21 protein-coding genes and 1 pseudogene are annotated in these 18,527 nt (G+C 73.5%); 17 read left to right on the forward strand and 5 right to left on the reverse strand.

The features are described from left to right. From AB0E14_RS36325 to AB0E14_RS36340, 4 genes and pseudogenes are all read left to right on the forward strand, one after another. Positions 1 to 468: pseudogene (locus tag AB0E14_RS36325) on the forward strand (NYN domain-containing protein); the annotation flags it as partial. A gap of 37 nt (positions 469 to 505) precedes the next feature. Beyond that, positions 506 to 1,477, forward strand: coding sequence for an ABC transporter ATP-binding protein (locus AB0E14_RS36330; protein ID WP_362428683.1), 972 nt, complete (start codon positions 506 to 508; stop codon positions 1,475 to 1,477). 88 nt (positions 1,478 to 1,565) lie between these two features. After that, complete coding sequence (locus AB0E14_RS36335; RefSeq protein ID WP_362428686.1) at positions 1,566 to 2,366, forward strand: ABC transporter permease; 801 nt, start codon at positions 1,566 to 1,568, stop codon at positions 2,364 to 2,366. A gap of 34 nt (positions 2,367 to 2,400) precedes the next feature. Next, entirely contained in the window at positions 2,401 to 3,054 is a 654-nt protein-coding gene (locus tag AB0E14_RS36340; protein WP_362428631.1) for a DUF2567 domain-containing protein, read from the forward strand. Positions 3,055 to 3,190: 136 nt separating this feature from the next. On the opposite strand, the gene ybaK is transcribed toward AB0E14_RS36340, so the two are convergent. From ybaK to AB0E14_RS36360, 4 genes are all read right to left on the reverse strand, one after another. Further along, positions 3,191 to 3,688 carry a Cys-tRNA(Pro) deacylase gene (gene ybaK / locus AB0E14_RS36345; RefSeq protein ID WP_362428634.1) on the reverse strand — a complete coding sequence of 166 codons (498 nt, stop codon included), beginning with the start codon at positions 3,686 to 3,688 and terminating at the stop codon, positions 3,191 to 3,193. Positions 3,689 to 3,702: 14 nt separating this feature from the next. Beyond that, entirely contained in the window at positions 3,703 to 4,440 is a 738-nt protein-coding gene (locus AB0E14_RS36350) for an LON peptidase substrate-binding domain-containing protein (protein WP_362428637.1), read from the reverse strand. 5 nt (positions 4,441 to 4,445) lie between these two features. Continuing rightward, positions 4,446 to 5,555: a hypothetical protein gene (locus AB0E14_RS36355; RefSeq protein WP_362428640.1), complete on the reverse strand. Its 1,110-nt coding sequence runs from the start codon at positions 5,553 to 5,555 to the stop codon at positions 4,446 to 4,448. Positions 5,556 to 5,801: 246 nt separating this feature from the next. After that, positions 5,802 to 7,403: an oxidoreductase gene (locus AB0E14_RS36360; protein WP_362428643.1), complete on the reverse strand. Its 1,602-nt coding sequence runs from the start codon at positions 7,401 to 7,403 to the stop codon at positions 5,802 to 5,804. 174 nt (positions 7,404 to 7,577) lie between these two features. Between AB0E14_RS36360 and hisD the strand changes: the two genes are divergently transcribed. The 10 genes from hisD (at position 7,578) to AB0E14_RS36410 (ending at position 15,272) form a co-directional block, all read left to right on the forward strand. Further along, the gene (gene hisD / locus AB0E14_RS36365) at positions 7,578 to 8,903 is read left to right on the forward strand and encodes a histidinol dehydrogenase (RefSeq protein ID WP_362428646.1); all 1,326 of its coding nucleotides are present in this window, start codon (positions 7,578 to 7,580) and stop codon (positions 8,901 to 8,903) included. Continuing rightward, positions 8,900 to 10,030: a histidinol-phosphate transaminase gene (locus AB0E14_RS36370; RefSeq protein ID WP_362428649.1), complete on the forward strand. Its 1,131-nt coding sequence runs from the start codon at positions 8,900 to 8,902 to the stop codon at positions 10,028 to 10,030. Before hisD ends, AB0E14_RS36370 begins: the two co-directional genes overlap by 4 nt. Beyond that, on the forward strand, positions 10,027 to 10,620 hold the full coding sequence (gene hisB, locus AB0E14_RS36375; protein WP_030205445.1) for an imidazoleglycerol-phosphate dehydratase HisB: 594 nt from the start codon (positions 10,027 to 10,029) through the stop codon (positions 10,618 to 10,620). Before AB0E14_RS36370 ends, hisB begins: the two co-directional genes overlap by 4 nt. Positions 10,621 to 10,624: 4 nt before the next feature. After that, positions 10,625 to 10,792, forward strand: a complete 168-nt coding sequence (locus AB0E14_RS36380) for a hypothetical protein (protein ID WP_175439076.1) — start codon at positions 10,625 to 10,627, stop codon at positions 10,790 to 10,792. Then, positions 10,789 to 11,439 (forward strand): imidazole glycerol phosphate synthase subunit HisH, encoded by a 651-nt coding sequence (gene hisH / locus AB0E14_RS36385; protein ID WP_362428654.1) that lies wholly within the window; start codon positions 10,789 to 10,791, stop codon positions 11,437 to 11,439. Before AB0E14_RS36380 ends, hisH begins: the two co-directional genes overlap by 4 nt. A gap of 2 nt (positions 11,440 to 11,441) precedes the next feature. Then, complete coding sequence (priA, locus tag AB0E14_RS36390) at positions 11,442 to 12,179, forward strand: bifunctional 1-(5-phosphoribosyl)-5-((5-phosphoribosylamino)methylideneamino)imidazole-4-carboxamide isomerase/phosphoribosylanthranilate isomerase PriA (protein WP_362428657.1); 738 nt, start codon at positions 11,442 to 11,444, stop codon at positions 12,177 to 12,179. Beyond that, positions 12,176 to 12,574: a RidA family protein gene (locus AB0E14_RS36395; protein WP_362428660.1), complete on the forward strand. Its 399-nt coding sequence runs from the start codon at positions 12,176 to 12,178 to the stop codon at positions 12,572 to 12,574. Before priA ends, AB0E14_RS36395 begins: the two co-directional genes overlap by 4 nt. Then, positions 12,571 to 13,326, forward strand: coding sequence for an imidazole glycerol phosphate synthase subunit HisF (gene hisF, locus AB0E14_RS36400; protein ID WP_362428663.1), 756 nt, complete (start codon positions 12,571 to 12,573; stop codon positions 13,324 to 13,326). Before AB0E14_RS36395 ends, hisF begins: the two co-directional genes overlap by 4 nt. A gap of 120 nt (positions 13,327 to 13,446) precedes the next feature. Then, on the forward strand, positions 13,447 to 14,034 hold the full coding sequence (locus AB0E14_RS36405) for a helix-turn-helix domain-containing protein (RefSeq protein ID WP_362428666.1): 588 nt from the start codon (positions 13,447 to 13,449) through the stop codon (positions 14,032 to 14,034). After that, positions 14,031 to 15,272, forward strand: coding sequence for an MFS transporter (locus AB0E14_RS36410; protein ID WP_362428669.1), 1,242 nt, complete (start codon positions 14,031 to 14,033; stop codon positions 15,270 to 15,272). Before AB0E14_RS36405 ends, AB0E14_RS36410 begins: the two co-directional genes overlap by 4 nt. Positions 15,273 to 15,338: 66 nt before the next feature. Here the strand turns inward: AB0E14_RS36410 and AB0E14_RS36415 are convergent, their stop codons facing one another. Beyond that, complete coding sequence (locus AB0E14_RS36415; protein ID WP_362428672.1) at positions 15,339 to 15,974, reverse strand: TIGR03085 family metal-binding protein; 636 nt, start codon at positions 15,972 to 15,974, stop codon at positions 15,339 to 15,341. Between the two features lie 84 nt (positions 15,975 to 16,058). On the opposite strand from AB0E14_RS36415, the gene hisI reads away from it, so the two are divergent. The 3 genes from hisI to AB0E14_RS36430 all read left to right on the forward strand — a co-directional run. Beyond that, a complete protein-coding gene (gene hisI, locus AB0E14_RS36420; protein WP_362428675.1) occupies positions 16,059 to 16,409 on the forward strand; it encodes a phosphoribosyl-AMP cyclohydrolase in 351 nt (116 codons plus the stop codon). Between the two features lie 11 nt (positions 16,410 to 16,420). Further along, positions 16,421 to 17,911: an anthranilate synthase component I gene (locus AB0E14_RS36425; RefSeq protein WP_362428677.1), complete on the forward strand. Its 1,491-nt coding sequence runs from the start codon at positions 16,421 to 16,423 to the stop codon at positions 17,909 to 17,911. A gap of 14 nt (positions 17,912 to 17,925) precedes the next feature. Then, the coding region (locus tag AB0E14_RS36430) for a TIGR02234 family membrane protein (RefSeq protein WP_362428680.1) at positions 17,926 to 18,527 on the forward strand (602 nt) is incomplete at its 3' end.

An 18,527-nucleotide genomic window follows, 5' to 3' on the forward strand; every position in this document is an offset into this window, starting at 1 on the left:
GGCCCGGGCACGGCGGGCGGCTCTGGCGGGCACCAGCCCGCCGGCGCCACCCTCCGCTGGTCCTCCGACAAGGGCTGGGTCGACCGCCCCGCCGCCGCCCTCGGCGAGCCGCCCGAGACGGCGTCCCTGCCGACGCTCGCCCAGCTCACCAGCGCCGAGCAGCGCTGGGCGGACCGCGAGGAGGACATCACCACCGTCGGCGGCGACCCCTTCGAGGTCGGGCAGGTGTTCGCCCGCCGCTGGATGGAACGGCTCCCCGAGCAGAGCCACGTCCAGAAGCTCTCCCTCATGTACCCGCGGATCCCGCACCGCATCGACGGCGAACTGCTCCGGTACGCCGCCAGGTTCGGCCTGCTCGCCCACAAGGACGACCAGATCGACGAGCACGACCGGTACGCGATCAGGGCCGGATTCTGGCGCGAGATCGACGTCCGGGCCGCCGCGGAACGCGCCCCCGCTGGGGAGTAGCGCGGGGGACCCCGTAGGCTCTCCCCCCGTGAGTACGGTGTGCGTGGTGCGCGATCTGGTCAAGACGTACCCCGCCGCGCGCGCCCGGCGGGGGACTCCCGCGACGCCCGAGGTCCGCGCCACCGACGGGATCAGCCTCGAGGTCGGCGGCGGCGAGATCTTCGGCCTGCTCGGGCCCAACGGCGCAGGCAAGTCCACGCTGGTCCGCCAGCTGACCGGGCTGATGCGCCCCGACTCGGGCACCGTCGAGGTGCTCGGCCACGATCTCGTACGCCATCCGGAGCGCGCCGCGCGCCTGCTCGCCCACCTCGGCCAGGAGTCCACCGCGCTCGACGAGCTGACGGTCGCGCTCGCCGCCGAGACCACGGCGCGGCTGCGCGGGCTCTCCGCCCGGGACGCCCGGGCCGAGAAGGACGCGGTCCTCGACGAGCTGGGCCTGACCGAGCTGGCCGGCCGGCCGCTGAAGAAGCTCTCCGGTGGACAGCGGCGGCTCGCCTGTGTCGCCGCCGCGCTCGTCGGCGAGCGGCCGATCCTGGTCCTCGACGAGCCCACCACCGGGATGGACCCGGTCGCCCGGCGGGCCGTCTGGTCCGCCGTCGACCGCCGGCGCGCCGAGCACGGCACCACCGTGCTGCTCGTCACCCACAACGTGATCGAGGCCGAGACCGTACTGGACCGCGTCGCGGTGCTGGAGCGCGGCCGGGTCATCGCCTGCGACACCCCGGCCGGGCTCAAGGAGCGGGTCGCGGGCGAGGTGCGGGTCGAACTGGTGTGGCGCGAGCGCGCCCCGCTGGAGGTGCCCGAGGTCGCCGCTCTGCACGGGCTCGCGCAGGAGACCGGGCGGCGCTGGACGCTCCGGCTCGCCCCGGACCACGCCAGGGCGACGGTCGCGGCGGTGACGGGCGGGGCGGCGTTCGCGGCCCTGGACGACTTCACCCTGGCGACGCCGAGCCTGGAGGACGTGTATCTGGCGCTGGGCGGGGAGACGCAGGGGTTGGTCAAGGCATGAGGAGCTGTACGGAGTGAGTATCGTGCCCGCCCAGGCCGCGTCGGGGTCGGGGGCGGCTTCGTCGTCGCCGTTGTCGGCGTCCTCCGAGATCCGGACGGCCGGGGGCTCCGACGGGTCGGAGACCGCGCGCCCGGCCGCGCCGTTGGCGCCGCGCGCCCGGCTGCTGCCCGCGCTGGCCGCGGTGTACCGCGCGCAGCTCTCGCGGGCCCGGGTCTCCCGCATCCCCCTGCTCTTCGTGGCGACCTTCCAGTCCGTCGGGATCATGGTCCTGATGCGGGGAGTCGTCGACGGCGGTTCGGAGGCGCGTGCCGTGGTGGCGGGCTCCTCGGTGCTCGTCGTCGCGTTCGTCGCGCTGAACCTGCTCGCCCAGTACTTCGGACAGCTGCGGGCGACCGGCGGCCTCGACCACTACGCCACCCTGCCGGTGCCGCCCGCGGCCGTCGTGCTCGGGGCGGCGGGGGCGTACGCCTCCTTCACCGTGCCGGGGACGGCGGTCACCGCGGTGATCGGCTCCCTGCTCTTCGGGCTGCCGCTCGGCAACCTCTGGATCCTGGCGGCGGTCGTGCCGCTGGCGGGCGCCGCGCTCGCCGGACTGGGCGCCGCGCTCGGGCTGCTCGCGCCGCGCCAGGAGTTCGCGACGCTGCTCGGGCAGCTGGGCATGTCGGCCGCGCTGCTCCTGGGCGTGCTGCCGGCGGAGCGGCTGCCGGGGCCGATCGGCTGGGCGCGGGACCTGCTGCCGTCGACGTACGGGGTGGAGGCGCTGGCGAGGACCTTCGACGCGCGTCCGGACTGGACGGCGGTCGGCCTGGACCTCGCGGTGTGCGGGGTGGTCGGGGTGGTCTCGCTCGCGGTGGCGACCTGGGCGTATCGGCGGGCGGCGGTCCGCTGAGGCGGGCGCCTCGCGGACCTGGCACGATGGCGGGGTGACCGCACCCCTGACACCGCCTCACCAGCCACCGAACGACGCCGTGCCGCCGGAGGGGTGGCCGGCGCCCTATCCGCCGCTGCCCGCCGACGACGGGGCCCCGAGCGTGGCCACGGAGCTGCGGCAGTCCGCCGTCGTGGCCGCGGTGTCGACGGTGGCCGGCGTGGCCCTGGGGCTGCTGTGGCTGTGGCTCGCGCCGAAGGTGCCGCTCATCTCGGACGGCAAGGCGGTGTTCCTGCGGAACTCCGAGGGCGAGGCGGCGGTCGGTGCGGACGGCACGTTCGTGCTCCTCGCGCTCGGCTTCGGCGCGGTGGCGGCGGCGCTGGTCTTCCTGATCCACCGGCACGGCGGCGTGGCGCTCGTGCTCGGGCTCGCGGCGGGCGGTGTGCTGGGTTCTGCGCTCGGGTGGGGCGTGGGCACGTTCTTCGGCCCGACCCATGACGTGGTCGCGCACGCGCGGGAGGTCGGCGCGAACGTCGTCTTCGACGCGCCGCTGAAGCTGGAGATGTGGGCGGGGGCGCTGCTGGCCTGGCCGTTGGCGGCCATGATCGTCCACCTGATCCTGACGGCCCTCTTCGGTCCGAGGGACCCGGAGCCGGGTTGGCCCGCGCCCCAGCCGCCGCAGTCCCAGGGACCGACCCCGACGTCGTGACCCGTACGGGGCGGGGGCCGGGGCCGGGATTCCCCCCGGACCACCCCTCCCCCAAACTCTGACGAGACCGGGGGCTCCGCCCCCGTACCCCCGTGCCGCGGGGGTGCCCGGTTTCGGGTGGGGCGCGCCCGGAGGGCTAGTTTCGGCCGATGGGGGCCAGGACTGCCTCGGTCAGGGTGGTCAGGGCCGTGGGGGTGAGTTCGACCTCCAGGCCTCGGCGGCCCGCCGAGATGCAGATCGTCTCGTGGGTGGACGCCGAGGCGTCCAGGACCGTGCGGAGGCGCTTGCGCTGGCCCAGGGGGGAGATGCCGCCCCGTACGTAGCCGGTCGTGCGCTCCGCCAGGGTGGGGTCCGCCATCGTCGCGCGCTTGCCGCCGACCGCCGAGGCCAGGGCCTTGAGGTCCAGCTGGCCCGCGACCGGGACGACCGCGACCGTCAGTTCGCCGTCGACGTCCGCGACCAGCGTCTTGAAGACCCGGTCGGGGGAGACGCCCAGCGCCTCCGCCGCCTCCTCGCCGTACGAGGGGGACGCCGGATCGTGGTCGTAGGAGTGGACGGTGTAGTCCACCCCGGCCGCCGTCAGGGCGACCGTCGCCGGGGTGCCGCCCGTCTGCTTCTTCTGCTTCTTCGCCACTGGGCGCTCCTCCGTCAGTTCGGGCTCGTAGGCGCCCGGGTCAGCTCCACCGCCGGCAGCGACGGCAGGTGCCGCAGCACCGCCGTCTCCGACCGCAGCAGCGTCAGCTCCTCGCGCAGCCGCGTCGCCGTGTCCGGGGCCTGGAGGAGCCGTTGCTTCGCCGGGGTGTCCAGCACCGCGGCCGCCGCCACCAGGTACGACACCACCGACGGGTCGTCCGGCAGGTCGCTCGTCGTCAGCGACCGCTCCCGCGCCCCCGCCAGCCGCTTCTGGTAACTCCGGAACGCCCGCAGCACGCCCTCCGCGAGCGTGCCCGCCTCGTCGCCCTGCTCCTCCGGGATCTCCTCGACCTCCGCCACCAGGAACGGCCCGCTCGCGTCCACCGACAGCAGCTTCACCCGGGTCGTGCCGGTGGCCATCACCTCGAAGCTGCCGTTCGCCCGCTCCCTGATCGTCGCCGCGTCGGCGATGCAGCCGACCCGGTGGAACGCCTGGATCGGGTCCGGGCCGAAGCCCGCCGCGGGCCCCTTCTCCGGCATCGCCGTCGGGTCCGGCATTCCCGGCGCCGTCGGCGCGACCTCACGGCCGTCGCGGATCGCGACGACGGCGAAGCGGCGGGGCTCCGCGTCGTCGGTCTTGAGCAGCTCGCGCATCATGGCGCGATATCGCTCCTCGAAGACGTTCAGGGGCAGCACGAGGCCCGGGAACAGCACCGTGTTGAGCGGGAAGAGAGGCAGGCGAGCGGGGGTCACAGCGGTCAAGCGTAATGGCCGCCGGGCCCGCTCCGGTCGGCCCGTCCATGACCGGTCCGCCACCCCGGCCGCAGAGCGGTGTCGCGGCCGGTTCCGAACCCCGCGCCGCGGCCGCTCCCGCGCCCCTCGTCCCGCAGCGGCATCGCCCGGGCCACCGCCGCCCGGACCGCGTCCCGCGTCTCCAGGAAACCGTTGAGCGGGTCGTCGCCGACCAGCGCCCAGGGGAACGACGTGGCGTACGGGCCGATCCTCCGGAACTCCTCCAGGGCCTCCTCCCAGCGCCCCCGCCGGACCAGGACGTAGACCAGGAGGTTGCGCACCTCGGCCGGCCAGGCGTCGCCCTCCGGGTATGCCGCCGACAGCACGAGACCCCGGTCCGCCGCCGCGTCGATCCGGTCGTCCGGCATCGGGCCGGTGCCGGTGAGGTACTGGGCGAAGGCCGCGTTGACCGGGAGGACCCGGGCGAGCGAGCCGGGCGGGGCGTCCTCGGCGGCCTGCTCGGCGAAGTCGAAGCACTCGCGGTGCGAGCCGTACCACTGGGCCGAGAGGTAGCGCAGCGCGGCGATGTGGCAGCCGTAGTGGTGCGGGGAGCGGCGCACGGCCTGCTCCCAGAGGGACTCGAAGGCCGCGTGCCCCGCGTGCGTGCCCCGCGCGTGGTCGAGGGCCAGCCGCCAGGGCACCGGGTCGCAGGGCGAGGCCTCGGCCGCCGCGTCGATCAGCGGCCCCAGCTCGCGCAGCCGCTCCGCGCGGGCGGGCGACTCCCAGGCGCGGCGCACCGCGAGCTCGGCCTTCACGAGGAGCGCGTCCGGGTCGCGCGGGGCGGCTTCGAGCCAGCGGGTCAGCCACTCGTCACGGCTGTACGCGAAGGTGGCGAGGCGGGCCACGTACCGGTCCCTGGCCTCCCACTCGGCGCCGTCCCTGGTTGTCGCGAGCAGCTTGGCCGCGGGCTCGGGATCGGCGAGCGCGGCCGCGATCAGCGCCGGGGCGAGCCGCTCGTCCGGCACGTCGAGCAGCACGTCGTCGTCCGGCGGCAGTGCGGCGGTGAGCCGCGGTGCGTGCCGGACCAGACGGGCGGTGCCGATCAGGGCGCGGAGCAAAGACATGGTGCGGACCATTGAAAACCGCAGGTGGGAGCGGCGCCAGTGGGTGACTGTGAAGCTTTGGTAGCGGCGGGAAAGTTGTCCTCCAGATGGTCAAGACAGCGTAAAGAAAGAGGCGGAGGTTGGCGCAATCCGCCCCCTTGGTCACACGACTCCCACGGGCCGCCGTGGGCGTGCGGGGGCTTCCATGAGCGTCGGTGGGGGGTTCCGTCGGCTTCGGTCGGCTTCCGTTCGCTTCGGTCTTCCGGGCGGCCTGGCCCCTCACCCGCGCCGCAGCAGCCGGGACGCCCCCGCCGCCACCGTCGTGGCGAGCACCCAGCCCAGCAGGATGAGCGCCGTCGCCAGCCACTGCCACACGCCCTGGAGGCGCCAGTAGCCGTCCTGGCCGAGATTGATCACCGGCAGCAGCAGATCCAGCGCGTACAGCGTGGCGCTCCAGTTCGGCGACTCCTCCGCCTTCAGCGGCACCGGGTCGTGGCGCGAGAACGCCAGCGCGCCGGCCGCCCAGAGCACCGCCATCCACAGCGCCGCCCGGCCCGGGCGGTAGCCGTACGCAACCGTCCAGTCCTGGAGGTGGCCCCAGAGCTTGCCGGCCACCGGCAGGGTCTCCCGGCGTCTGCGCTGCTTGGCGAGCAGCACCTCCCGGGCGTCCGCGTCCTCCCCGCTGTTGCGCAGGACCGTCGCCAGGCGTTCGTACGGCTCCGGGGCGTACTCCGGGGTCGCCGCCGCCACCCACTCCAGGCGCCGCGCCAGCGGGAAGTGCCCGTACGGCACGAGGTTCTCGTAGACGAAGCCGTTCATCGACAGGCCGCCGGGGCCCGGCCAGCTCGTGGAGAGGTCGATCAGCGTCACCACCCGGGCGCCGTTGAGCACCACCCGGCCCTCCTCCGGCTGCTCCCCGTTGAACCGCAGCTCCGGCGTCACGATCCGGCGCAGCGACACCTCCTCCCGCTTCGAGCCGTCGAGGAGGAACCGGGCGTAGTGCAGGTCCACCGCGTCGCCGAACCGGCCGTCGTCCAGGCGCACCCCGCCGTGGCACTCCACCGGCTTGCGCTGCGCCCCGCGCACCGGGGTGTACCCGATGCCGTACGGGGGAGTGGCCGTGGCGTTCCCCGAGCCCTCGTACACCCACGCCGCGTTCAGATGGAGCGAGCGCTCCACCGTCAGCTGCGGCGCGTTCAGCGCGCGGCGCTGCTGTGCGCCGCGCAGCACGCTGCCCCGCAGGCTCAGCGACACCCCGACCTTCGCCCCGCGCAGGCTCAGCTCGCCGTAGGTCTCGATCAGCTCGGCCTGGAGGTCCTGTGCGACCACCAGGCCGTCCGCCGTGATCGCCCGGCCGCGCCGGTCGGGCCACACCCGGATCTGGTTGAGCAGCAGGTCCGTCCCTATCTGCGCGTCCGTCAGCCGGATGCCGCGCTGGATCCGGCACCTCGGCAGATGCAGATCGCCCTGGGTGTGCAGCCGCGCCGCCTCGATCCTCGGGATCGCGCACTCCACCATCCGCACCGTGCCGAAGTGCGCCTCCGGCAGCACCAGCTCCTGGTCGAAGCGGCAGCGGTTCCACTCCACGTACGGATCGATCGTCCCGCCGGCCAGATTGAGCACGCCCGTGATCCGCACCCCGCGCAGCTTCAGCGCCGAGACCCGGCCCGAGCGCGCCTGCGGGCCGTCGAGCAGCAGCAGCGCCACCACCTCGGCCCGCACACTGCGCTCCTCACCCCAGACGTGCGCCCCGAACGGGTCGTCCCGCGTCGCCTCCCCCTCGCTCAGATCGCAGGTCCTGCCGATCCGGAACGACCGCCACATGACGCGCTCCGGTCCGGTCAGACCGTCCGGCATTCCGTCCTCGCGCGGCTCGGTCACTGCCGCCCCCTCGCTTTCCACGAACCCGCTTCCCTGGATTCGTACAGCCGTTCTTCCCGCTGAGTGACGGAGTGAACGCTAACGGTCAGCTGTGGCGACAAGACGCCAGAGTGGCTCGTATCAGCCAGTGATACGGGCGTCCGGCGCTTGTGGGGCGTCTGCGAGAATTGACCCGTGATCTCTCGTATCGACCTGCGCGGCGACGCCCTCCCCGAGGGTGGCGCACTGCGCGACCTGCTGCCCCGTGCCGAGTTCGACGTGGAAGCCGCCCTGGAGAAGGTGCGGCCCATCTGCGAGGACGTCCATCATCGGGGCGACGCGGCGTTGGTCGAGTACGGGGAGAAGTTCGACGGAGTGCGCCTGGAGCAGGTGCGCGTGCCCGCCGAGGCGCTCGCCGACGCTCTGGAGCAGCTCGACCCCGCCGTCCGCGCGGCCCTGGAGGAGTCGATCCGCCGCACCCGGATCGTCCACCGCGCGCAGCGCCGCGCCCCGCACACCACCCAGGTCGTGCCCGGCGGCACGGTCACCGAGAAGTGGATCCCGGTCCAGCGCGTCGGCCTCTACGTGCCCGGCGGCCGCTCCGTCTACCCCTCCTCCGTGATCATGAACGCCGTCCCGGCACAGGAGGCGGGCGTCGAGTCCCTCGCGCTGGCGTCCCCGCCGCAGAAGGAGTTCGGCGGGCTTCCGCACCCGACGATCCTCGCCGCGTGCGCGCTCCTCGGCATCGACGAGGTGTACGCCGTCGGAGGCGCCCAGGCCGTCGCGATGTTCGCGTACGGCACGGAGTCCTGCGCCGCCGCCAACATGGTCACGGGCCCCGGCAACATCTGGGTCGCCGCCGCCAAGCGGTACTTCACCGGCCGCATCGGCATCGACGCCGAGGCCGGCCCGACCGAGATCGCGATCCTCGCGGACTCCACCGCCGACCCCGTGCACGTCGCCGCCGACCTCATCAGCCAGGCCGAGCACGACCCGATGGCCGCCGCCGTCCTCGTCACCGACTCCGAGGAGCTCGCGGAGGCGACCGAGGCCGAGCTGAAGACCCAGGTCGCCGCCACCAAGCACATCGACGACCGGATCGTCCCGGCGCTGGCCGGCAAGCAGTCCGCGATCGTCCTCGTCAACGACCTGGAGGACGGCCTCACGGTCGTCGACGCGTACGGCGCCGAGCACCTGGAGATCCAGACCGCCGACGCCGCCGCCCGCGCCGAGCGGGTCCGCAACGCGGGCGCGATCTTCGTCGGCCCCTGGGCGCCGGTCTCCCTCGGCGACTACTGCGCCGGCTCCAACCACGTGCTGCCCACCGGCGGTTGTGCCTGCCACTCCTCCGGTCTGTCCGTCCAGTCCTTCCTGCGCGGTGTCCACATCGTGGACTACACCCGCGACGCCCTCGCCGACGTCACCCACCACGTGGTCACGCTGGCCGAGGCCGAGGACCTGCCCGCGCACGGTGCCGCGCTCAAGGCCCGGTTCGGATGGAAGGTGCCCGAGAGCAAGTGACCTCGTACGACACGATCGGCATCGACGATCTCCCCATCCGGGACGAGCTGCGCGGCAAGACCCCGTACGGCGCGCCCCAGCTCGACGTCCCCGTCCAGCTGAACACCAACGAGAACCCCTACCCGCTGCCCGAGCCCCTCGTGGCCCGGATCGCGGAGCGGGTCGCCGAGGCCGCCCGCGGCCTCAACCGCTACCCCGACCGGGACGCGGTCGAGCTGCGCACCGAGCTCGCCCGCTACCTCACCCGCACCGGAAAGCACCCGGTCGCCGTCCAGAACGTCTGGGCGGCCAACGGCTCCAACGAGGTCCTCCAGCAGCTGCTGCAGACCTTCGGCGGCCCCGGCCGTACGGCCGTCGGCTTCGAACCCTCGTACTCGATGCACGCGCTCATCGCGCGCGGCACCGGCACCGGCTGGATCTCCGGCCCGCGCAACGAGGACTTCACCATCGACGTCGAGGCGGCCGAGAAGGCGATCGCGGAGAACCGCCCCGACGTCGTCTTCATCACCTCGCCCAACAACCCCACCGGCACGGCCGTCGGGGCCGAGACGGTCCTCGCGCTCTACGAGGCCGCCCAGGCCGCCAAGCCCTCGCTGGTGGTCGTCGACGAGGCGTACGTCGAGTTCAGCCACCGGGACTCCCTCCTGCCGCTGATCGAGGGCCGCCCGAACCTCGTCGTCTCCCGCACCATGTCCAAGGCGTTCGGCGCCGCCGGGCTGCGCCTCGGCTATCTGGCCGCCCACCCGGCCGTCGTCGACGCCGTGCAGCTGGTCCGCCTGCCGTACCACCTGTCCGCCGTCACGCAGGCCACCGCGCTCGCCGCCCTGGAGCACACCGATACGCTCCTCGGGTACGTCGAGCAGCTCAAGACCGAGCGGGACCGCCTGGTCACCGAGCTGCGGGCGATCGGCTACGAGGTCACCGAGTCCGACGCCAACTTCGTCCAGTTCGGCCGCTTCGACGGAGCCACGGGCTCCCACGAGGCCTGGCGGAAGATCCTCGACCGGGGCGTCCTGGTCCGGGACAACGGCGTACCGGGCTGGCTGCGGGTCACCGCCGGCACCCCCGAAGAGAACGACGCGTTCCTCGATGCGGTTCGCGCACTGAAGAAGGAGCAGGGCTCATGAGCCGCGTAGGAAGAGTCGAGCGCACCACCAAGGAGACCTCCGTCGTCGTCGAGATCGACCTCGACGGCACCGGAAAGGTCGACGTGTCGACCGGTGTGGGCTTCTACGACCACATGCTCGACCAGCTCGGCCGCCACGGGCTCTTCGACCTCACCGTCAAGACCGACGGCGACCTGCACATCGACTCGCACCACACCATCGAGGACACCGCCCTCGCGCTCGGCGCCGCCTTCAAGCAGGCGCTCGGCGACAAGGTCGGCATCTACCGCTTCGGCAACTGCACGGTCCCGCTGGACGAGTCCCTCGCCCAGGTCACCGTCGACCTCTCCGGCCGCCCCTACCTGGTGCACACCGAGCCCGAGAACATGGCGCCGATGATCGGCTCCTACGACACGACGATGACCCGGCACATCTTCGAGTCCTTCGTCGCCCAGGCGCAGATCGCGCTCCACATCCACGTGCCGTACGGGCGCAACGCCCACCACATCGTGGAGTGCCAGTTCAAGGCGCTGGCCCGGGCCCTGCGCTACGCCTCCGAGCGCGACCCGCGCGCGGCCGGCATCCTGCCTTCCACGAAGGGCGCCCTCTAACTCCATGACCGGCCTCTCCACCATCCTCATCGTCGTCGGGCTCTTCCTCGCCGGCGGTGTGTACTCCTTCTCCAAGCAGGAGCTGCCCAAGGGCGTGATCGTCCTCCTCGCCGTCGCCTCCGCGATGTGCCTGGTCGCGGGTGTCCTCCGGATTCAGGGGATCTGGGAATGAGCACTGCGAGTTCTCCCAAGAAGGTCGTCGTCTTCGACTACGGCTTCGGCAACGTCCGCTCCGCCGAGCGCGCCCTCGCCCACGTCGGTGCCGACGTCGAGATCACTCGCGACTACGACAGGGCGATGAACGCCGACGGACTCCTCGTCCCCGGCGTCGGCGCCTTCTCCGCCTGCATGAAGGGCCTCAAGGAGGCCCGCGGCGAGTGGATCGTCGACCGCCGGCTCTCCGGCGGACGGCCCGTCATGGGCATCTGCGTCGGCATGCAGATCCTCTTCGCCCGTGGCATCGAGCACGGCGTGGAGACCGAGGGTCTCGACGAGTGGCCCGGTACGGTCGAGCCGCTGAAGGCCCCGATCGTGCCCCACATGGGCTGGAACACCGTCGACGCGCCCGAGGACAGCGAGCTGTTCGCGGGCCTCGACGCCGACGCCCGGTTCTACTTCGTGCACTCCTACGGGGTGCGCGAGTGGACCCTGGAGGTCGGCAACCCGAACATGCGCGCCCCCAAGGTCACCTGGGCCACCCACGGCGAGCCCTTCGTCGCCGCCGTCGAGAACGGCGCCCTGTGGGCGACCCAGTTCCACCCCGAGAAGTCCGGCGACGCCGGAGCCCAGCTGCTGAAGAACTGGATCGCAACGCTGTGACTGTGTCTTCTGGAAACCTGCTCGAACTCCTCCCCGCCGTCGACGTCCGCGACGGCCAGGCCGTCCGCCTGGTCCACGGCGAGTCCGGCACGGAGACCTCCTACGGCTCCCCGCTGGAGGCCGCCCTCGCCTGGCAGCGCTCCGGCGCCGAGTGGCTGCACCTGGTCGACCTGGACGCCGCCTTCGGCACCGGCGACAACCGTGAGCTGATCGCCGAGGTCGCCAAGGCCATGGACATCAAGGTCGAGCTCTCCGGCGGCATCCGCGACGACGCCTCGCTCGCCGCCGCCCTCGCCACCGGCTGCACCCGCGTCAACCTGGGCACCGCCGCCCTGGAGACCCCCGAGTGGGTCGCCAAGGTCATCGCCGAGCACGGCGACAAGATCGCCGTCGGCCTGGACGTGCGCGGCACGACGCTCCGCGGCCGCGGCTGGACCCGCGACGGCGGCGACCTCTACGAGACGCTCGCCCGCCTCGACTCCGAGGGCTGCTCCCGCTACGTCGTCACCGACATCGCCAAGGACGGCACCCTCCAGGGCCCCAACCTGGAGCTCCTGCGGAACGTCTGCGCGGCCACCGACAAGCCCGTCGTCGCCTCCGGCGGCGTGTCGTCCCTGGACGACCTGCGCGCCCTGTCCGGGCTCGTCCCGCTGGGCGTCGAGGGCGCGATCGTCGGCAAGGCGCTGTACGCCAAGGCGTTCACCCTGGAGGAGGCACTGGAGGCGGTGGCTTCCGTATGACCGACGCCGTACGCAAGGTGGTGACCGGCGCGCCCTGGGAGGAGCAGTTCGGCTACTCCCGCGCGGTCGAGCTGCCGAACGGCCTGGTCCTGGTCTCCGGCTGCACCTCGGTCGTGGGCGGCCAGATCGCCGACGGCGGCCCGTACGACCAGGCGATCAACTCCTTCGACGTGGCCTTCGCCGCGCTGAAGCAGCTGGGCCTGGGCCCGGAGCACGTCGTACGGACCCGGATGTACATCACGCACGCCCGGGACGTCGACGAGGTCGGCCGCGCCCACAAGGAGCTGTTCGACGCCGTGCGCCCCGCCGCGTCGATGATCATCGTCTCCGGCTTCGTGGACCCGCGTCTGGTCGTCGAGGTCGAGGTCGAGGCGTACCGAGGGGAGTCGGCATGAGTCTCGCCGTACGGGTGATCCCCTGCCTGGACGTGGACAACGGCCGGGTCGTCAAGGGCGTCAACTTCCAGAACCTGCGCGACGCGGGCGACCCCGTCGAGATGGCCAAGCTGTACGACGCCGAGGGCGCCGACGAGCTGACCTTCCTCGACATCACCGCCTCCTCCGGCAACCGGGAGACGACCTACGACGTGGTGCGCCGCACCGCCGAGCAGGTCTTCATCCCGCTGACCGTGGGCGGCGGGGTGCGCTCGGCGGAGGACGTCGACAAGCTGCTGCGCGCCGGTGCCGACAAGGTCGGCGTCAACACCGCCGCGATCGCCCGGCCCGAGCTGATCCGCGAGATCGCGGAGCGCTTCGGCCGCCAGGTGCTCGTGCTCTCCGTGGACGCCCGGCGCACGGCCTCGGGCTCCTTCGAGGTGACGACGCACGGCGGCCGGCAGGGCACCGGCATCGACGCGGTCGAGTGGGCCCACCGCGCGGCCGATCTCGGCGCGGGCGAGATCCTGCTCAACTCGATGGACGCCGACGGCACCAAGGACGGCTACGACACCGAGATGATCGCGGCCGTGCGGAAGCACGTGACCGTGCCGGTGATCGCGTCCGGCGGCGCGGGCAAGCTGTCCGACTTCCCGCCGGCGATCGAGGCGGGCGCGGACGCGGTCCTCGCGGCCTCCGTCTTCCACTTCGGCGACCTGCGGATCTCCGAGGTCAAGGGTGCGCTGCGGGAGGCGGGCCACCCGGTCCGCTGAGCCCCTGAGGCATGGGCCCCCGCCGGTTCGTCCGGCGGGGGCCTTTCTCTCGTCCAGATGCGCAGGATTATTTGTGCAAATTCCATTGCGCAAGTTTTCTTTCGTATCTACGGTGAGTGCATGTCGTCCTCCGAGAACCGCAGGGTCACCGACCTCGGCACCCTCAAGGCCATCTCCCACCCGCTGCGGATGCGGCTCTACCGGGCCCTGTTCGTGGCCCGCACCGCCACCGCCTCCCAACTCGCCGACCAGGTCGACGAGGCCGTCTCGCTCGTCAGCTACCACCTGCGCAAGCTCGCCGAGCACGGCCTCATCGAGGAGGCCGAGGCCCAGTCGGCGGACGGCCGCGAGCGCTGGTGGCAGCCCAGCTCGTACGGGCTGAGCATCCACGACGAGGACATGCGCGGAGCCCCCGAACTGCTCGCGGCCGGCGACGCCTTCGGCCGCATGCTCGACGAACAGCGCACCGAGCTCCACCGCCGCTTCCTCGACGAGCGGCTGACCTGGTCCGAGGAGTGGCGCTCCGCCGCCCTCAGCGCGGAGTGGCTGCCCCGCCTCACCGCCGCCGAACTCTCCGCCCTCGGCGAGGAGTTGCAGCAGCTCCTGATGAAGTACGACCAGCAGGCCCGGGCCGCGGAGGCGGCGGGGGAGACCGAGGGGCGCGAGAACGTCGCCGTCCACCTCTTCGGCTTCCCCTACCGCTCATGACCGCGCTCACCGACGCGGCGCCGGCCCGGCCCGCCCACCGCGACCCCAACGTCCTGCGCTGGCTCGGCGGATACTCCGCCTCCGCCTTCGGCGACAGCGTCTACTACCTCGCCCTCTCCTGGACCGCCGTCCGCAGCGGCACCCCGGCCGAGGCCGGGCTCGTCATGGCCGTCAGCGCCGTCCCGCGCGCCCTGCTCATGCTCGGCGGGGGAGTGATCGCCGACCGCTTCGGACCCCGCCGCGTCGTCATCGCCTCCGACACCGTCCGCTGCCTCGTCGTCCTCGGCGTCGCGGGCCTGCTCCTGGTCAGCAGCCCGACCCTGTGGGCGCTCGCCGCCGTCGCCCTCGTCTTCGGCGCCGTCGACGCCCTCTTCATGCCCGCCGTCGGCGCCCTGCCGCCCCGGATCGCCGCCCGCGACCAGCTCGCCCGGGTCCAGGGCATGCGCGGCCTCGCCCAGCGCGCCGCGCTCGTCCTCGGCGCCCCGCTCGGCGGCCTCGCCGTCGCCCTCGGCGGTCCCGCCGCCGCGTTCGGGGTCGCCGGGCTCCTCTTCGCGGCCTCGCTCCCGCTGCTCCTCGCGCTCCGGCTCGCCCCGCTCCCGGGCGGCGAGCCGGCCCGGGACCGCACCGCGCTGCGGGACCTCGCCGACGGCTTCCGCTACCTCCGCGGGCACCGCGTCCTCGGCCCGCTCGTGCTCGTCGTGGCCCTCAGCGACCTCGGCTTCGTCGGACCCCTCAACGTCGGCCTCGCGCTCCTGGCCGACGAGCGCGGCTGGGGCGCCTCCGGCATCGGCTGGGTCCTCGCCGGCTTCGGCGCCGGAGCCGGCGCGGCGTCCCTGCTGCTGACCGTGCGGGGCCGGATACCCCGCGCGGGCGCCGTCATGGGGGCGACGATCGCCCTCGGCTCGCTCTCCCTGGGCGCCCTCGCGTTCGTTCCCGGACTGCCGGCCGCCGTCGCCCTCGCGCTCACCGTGGGGCTGCTCGCGGGGCTCAGCGGCGCCCTGTGCAGCGCGCTCCTGCAGACCGAGTGCGACCCCGCGTACCTCGGCCGGGTGACGGCCGTGACCAGCTTCGTCAGCCTGGGCCTCGCCCCGCTGAGCTACCCCCTCACGGGCGCGGCGGTCGGCCTGTGGGGCCTCGGCCCGGTCTTCGTGGTGAGCGCCGCGCTCTGCACGCTGGGCGGGGCGTACGCCCTGTCCGTCCGGGCACTCAGACGAGCGGAGCTCCCGGTCACCGCCTAGGGCCTTTCGTCCGGATCAGGCCGGTCCGGCGGCCCTGGCCCGGACAGGCCCTGGCCCGGTGGCGGCCTAGATCCCCAGTTGCTTCGTTTCGTGCAGGCGCTCGATCGCGTCCTGGTCGCCGTCCAGATCCACCTTCGCCACGTCCTGGCGGCCGAAGACGAACATCGTCAGCTCGCCCGGCTCGCCGGAGACCGTCACCACCGGGGTGCCCTTGTGGGCCACCGCCGTCTGCCCGTTCGGGCGGCGGAGCACCAGACCCACCGGCGCCCTCCGGCCGAGCAGCCGGGCGCCCTTCTCCAGGCGGGCCCACAGGGCGTCGGAGAAGACCGGGTCCAGCTCGCGCGGGGACCACTCGGGCTGGGCCCGCCGCACGTCCTCGGTGTGGACGTAGAACTCGACGACGTTCGCCCCCTCGTCCACCTGCTTGATGGTGAACGGCGACATCCGCGGCGGCCCCGTACGGATGAGCTGGATCAGCTCCTCGTACGGCTTCTCCGCGAACTCCGCCTGCACCCGGTCGAGCCGCGCCTTCAGCGCCGGTACGACCGTTCCGGCGGCCGCGTCGGGACGGCGCTCGCGCACCACCACATGGGCCGCGAGGTCCCGGGTCCGCCAGCCCTCGCAGAGCGTCGGAGCGTCGGGCCCGGCCGCCTCCAACAGGTCGGCGAGCAGAAGGCGTTCACGCTTGGCATGGGTCGACATGCCCGCCAGCGTACGACCGCGGCCCACGGTCCGCCCAGTGGACGTGCACCCGGGCGTACCGCCCGGCCACGGCACAATGGGCCCATGAGCAGCAATCTCGACCCGGCCATCGCCGCCCGCCTCAAGCGCAGCCCGGACGGACTCGTCCCGGCCATCGCCCAGCAGTACGACACCGGCGAGGTGCTGATGCTCGGCTGGATGGACGACGAGGCCCTGCACCGCACCCTCACCACCGGCCGCTGCACCTACTGGTCCCGCAGCCGCCAGGAGTACTGGGTCAAGGGCGACACCTCGGGACACGTCCAGCACGTCAAGTCCGTCGCCCTCGACTGCGACGCCGACACCGTGCTCGTCAAGGTCGACCAGACCGGGGCCGCCTGCCACACCGGCGCGCGCACCTGCTTCGACGCAGACGTCCTGCCGCTGGGCAAGTAGGGTCTGGCGCCATGGATCTCGAGACCTTCCGCAAGCTGGCGGCCGACCGCCGTGTGATCCCCGTCAGCCGCCGGCTCCTCGTGGACGGCGACACCCCGGTCGCGCTCTACCGCAAGCTCGCGGCCGAGCGCCCCGGCACCTTCCTCCTCGAATCCGCCGAGAACGGCCGCTCCTGGTCGCGGTACTCCTTCATCGGCGTCCGCAGCGACGCGACCCTGACGGTCCGGGACGGCCAGGCCCACTGGCTCGGCACTCCGCCCGTCGGCGTCCCCACCGACGGCGACCCGCTGGCCGCCCTGCGCGCCACCGTCGAGACCCTCCACACCCCCCGCGACCTGGCCTCCGGCATGCCGCCCTTCACCGGCGGCATGGTCGGCTACCTCGGCTACGACATCGTCCGCCGCCTGGAGCGCATCGGCGACTCCACCCGCGACGACCTCCGGCTGCCCGAGCTGACCATGCTCCTGACCAGCGACCTCGCCGTCCTGGACCACTGGGACGGCTCGGTCCTGCTGATCGCCAACGCGATCAATCACAACGACCTGGAGACCGGCGTCGACGAGGCGTACGCCGACGCCGTCGCCCGGCTCGACGCCATGCAGGCCGACCTGGCCCGCCCCGTCGCCTCCGTCCCCGTCGCCCTGCCGCCCTCCGAACTGCCCGAGTTCTCCGCGCTCTGGGGCGGCCCGGCCTACCAGGACGCCGTCGAGGACATCAAGGAGCGGATCCGGGCGGGCGAGGCCTTCCAGGTGGTGCCCTCGCAGCGGTTCGAGACCCCCTGCCACGCCTCCGCGCTCGACGTCTACCGGGTGCTGCGGGCCACCAACCCGTCCCCGTACATGTACCTCTTCCGCTTCGAGAACGGCTTCGACGTCGTCGGCTCCAGCCCCGAGGCGCTCGTCAAGGTCGAGGACGGGCAGGCGATGGTCCACCCGATCGCCGGCACCCGGCACCGCGGCGCCACCCCGCAGGAGGACCACGACCTCGCCGAGGAACTGCTCGCCGACCCCAAGGAGCGCGCCGAGCACCTGATGCTCGTCGACCTCGGCCGCAACGACCTCGGCCGGGTCTGCGAACCGGGCTCGGTGGAGGTCGTCGACTTCATGTCGATCGAGCGGTACTCGCACGTGATGCACATCGTCTCGACCGTCACCGGACGGGTCGCCGAGGGCCGGACCGCCTTCGACGTGCTCACCGCCTGCTTCCCGGCCGGCACCCTCTCCGGCGCGCCCAAGCCGCGCGCCATGCAGATCATCGAGGAGCTGGAGCCGTCCCGGCGCGGGCTGTACGGCGGCTGCGTCGGCTACCTCGACTTCGCCGGGGACTCCGACACGGCCATCGCCATCCGTACCGCCCTGCTGCGCGACGGCACCGCGTACGTCCAGGCCGGTGCGGGCGTCGTCGCCGACTCCGACCCGGTCGCCGAGGACAACGAGTGCCGGAACAAGGCCGCCGCCGTCCTGCGCGCCGTCCACACGGCCAACCGGATGAACGCGTCATGAGGCCGTAAGGGATAGTGGGGTACGTGAGTGCTGTTCCCGTACCCCAGCCCCGAGCCGCTCGCGCGGGCGGCACGGCCGCCGCGCCCGGCGGCCGCCGCAGCCTCGCCGCGGCTCTCCTGCTCGGCGCCCTCGGCGCCACCGTCGTGCTGCTGTCCTCGGGCCAGATCTGGGCCCAGGGCACGGCGTCGGTCGGTGGCGGCACGGTGCCCGTCGAGGCCGACGGCGGCGCCGTCACGGGCGTACCGACGGCGCTCGCGATCGTCGGCCTCGCCGCGCTCGTCGCCGTCTTCGCCGTCCGCCGCACCGGACGCGCCCTGGTCTCCGTCCTGCTCGCGCTCAGCGGCGCGGGCGCGGCGGCGGCCGCGTTCCTCGGCGCCTCCGACAGCGGCGCGCTGGACACCGAGGCCGCCCGGATCTCCGGCGACACCTCGGCGGCGGTCGCGCACCTCACGCACACGGCGTGGCCCTACGTCACGGCCGCCGGCGCGCTGCTGATCCTGGTCGCGGGGCTGCTCGCGCTGCGCTTCGGCGCGAGCTGGCCCGCGATGGGCGGCCGCTACGAACGCGCCGGCGCCCCGCGCGCCGGGCGCCCGACGCCCCGCACGCCGGCCGCGAC

Source organism: Streptomyces sp. NPDC047981 (genome assembly GCF_040653315.1).
Classification (GTDB): domain Bacteria; phylum Actinomycetota; class Actinomycetes; order Streptomycetales; family Streptomycetaceae; genus Streptomyces.

What these genes read in the sequence shown, in the direction of transcription:
- AB0E14_RS36355 (WP_362428640.1), bottom strand. Translation starts at nt 5,555, where the DNA reads ATGGTCCGCACCATGTCTTTGCTCCGCGCCCTGATCGGCACCGCCCGT.
- hisB (WP_030205445.1), top strand. Translation starts at nt 10,027, where the DNA reads ATGAGCCGCGTAGGAAGAGTCGAGCGCACCACCAAGGAGACCTCCGTC.
- AB0E14_RS36380 (WP_175439076.1), top strand. Translation starts at nt 10,625, where the DNA reads ATGACCGGCCTCTCCACCATCCTCATCGTCGTCGGGCTCTTCCTCGCC.
- hisH (WP_362428654.1), top strand. Translation starts at nt 10,789, where the DNA reads ATGAGCACTGCGAGTTCTCCCAAGAAGGTCGTCGTCTTCGACTACGGC.
- AB0E14_RS36395 (WP_362428660.1), top strand. Translation starts at nt 12,176, where the DNA reads ATGACCGACGCCGTACGCAAGGTGGTGACCGGCGCGCCCTGGGAGGAG.
- hisF (WP_362428663.1), top strand. Translation starts at nt 12,571, where the DNA reads ATGAGTCTCGCCGTACGGGTGATCCCCTGCCTGGACGTGGACAACGGC.
- AB0E14_RS36405 (WP_362428666.1), top strand. Translation starts at nt 13,447, where the DNA reads ATGTCGTCCTCCGAGAACCGCAGGGTCACCGACCTCGGCACCCTCAAG.
- AB0E14_RS36410 (WP_362428669.1), top strand. Translation starts at nt 14,031, where the DNA reads ATGACCGCGCTCACCGACGCGGCGCCGGCCCGGCCCGCCCACCGCGAC.
- AB0E14_RS36415 (WP_362428672.1), bottom strand. Translation starts at nt 15,974, where the DNA reads ATGTCGACCCATGCCAAGCGTGAACGCCTTCTGCTCGCCGACCTGTTG.
- hisI (WP_362428675.1), top strand. Translation starts at nt 16,059, where the DNA reads ATGAGCAGCAATCTCGACCCGGCCATCGCCGCCCGCCTCAAGCGCAGC.
- AB0E14_RS36425 (WP_362428677.1), top strand. Translation starts at nt 16,421, where the DNA reads ATGGATCTCGAGACCTTCCGCAAGCTGGCGGCCGACCGCCGTGTGATC.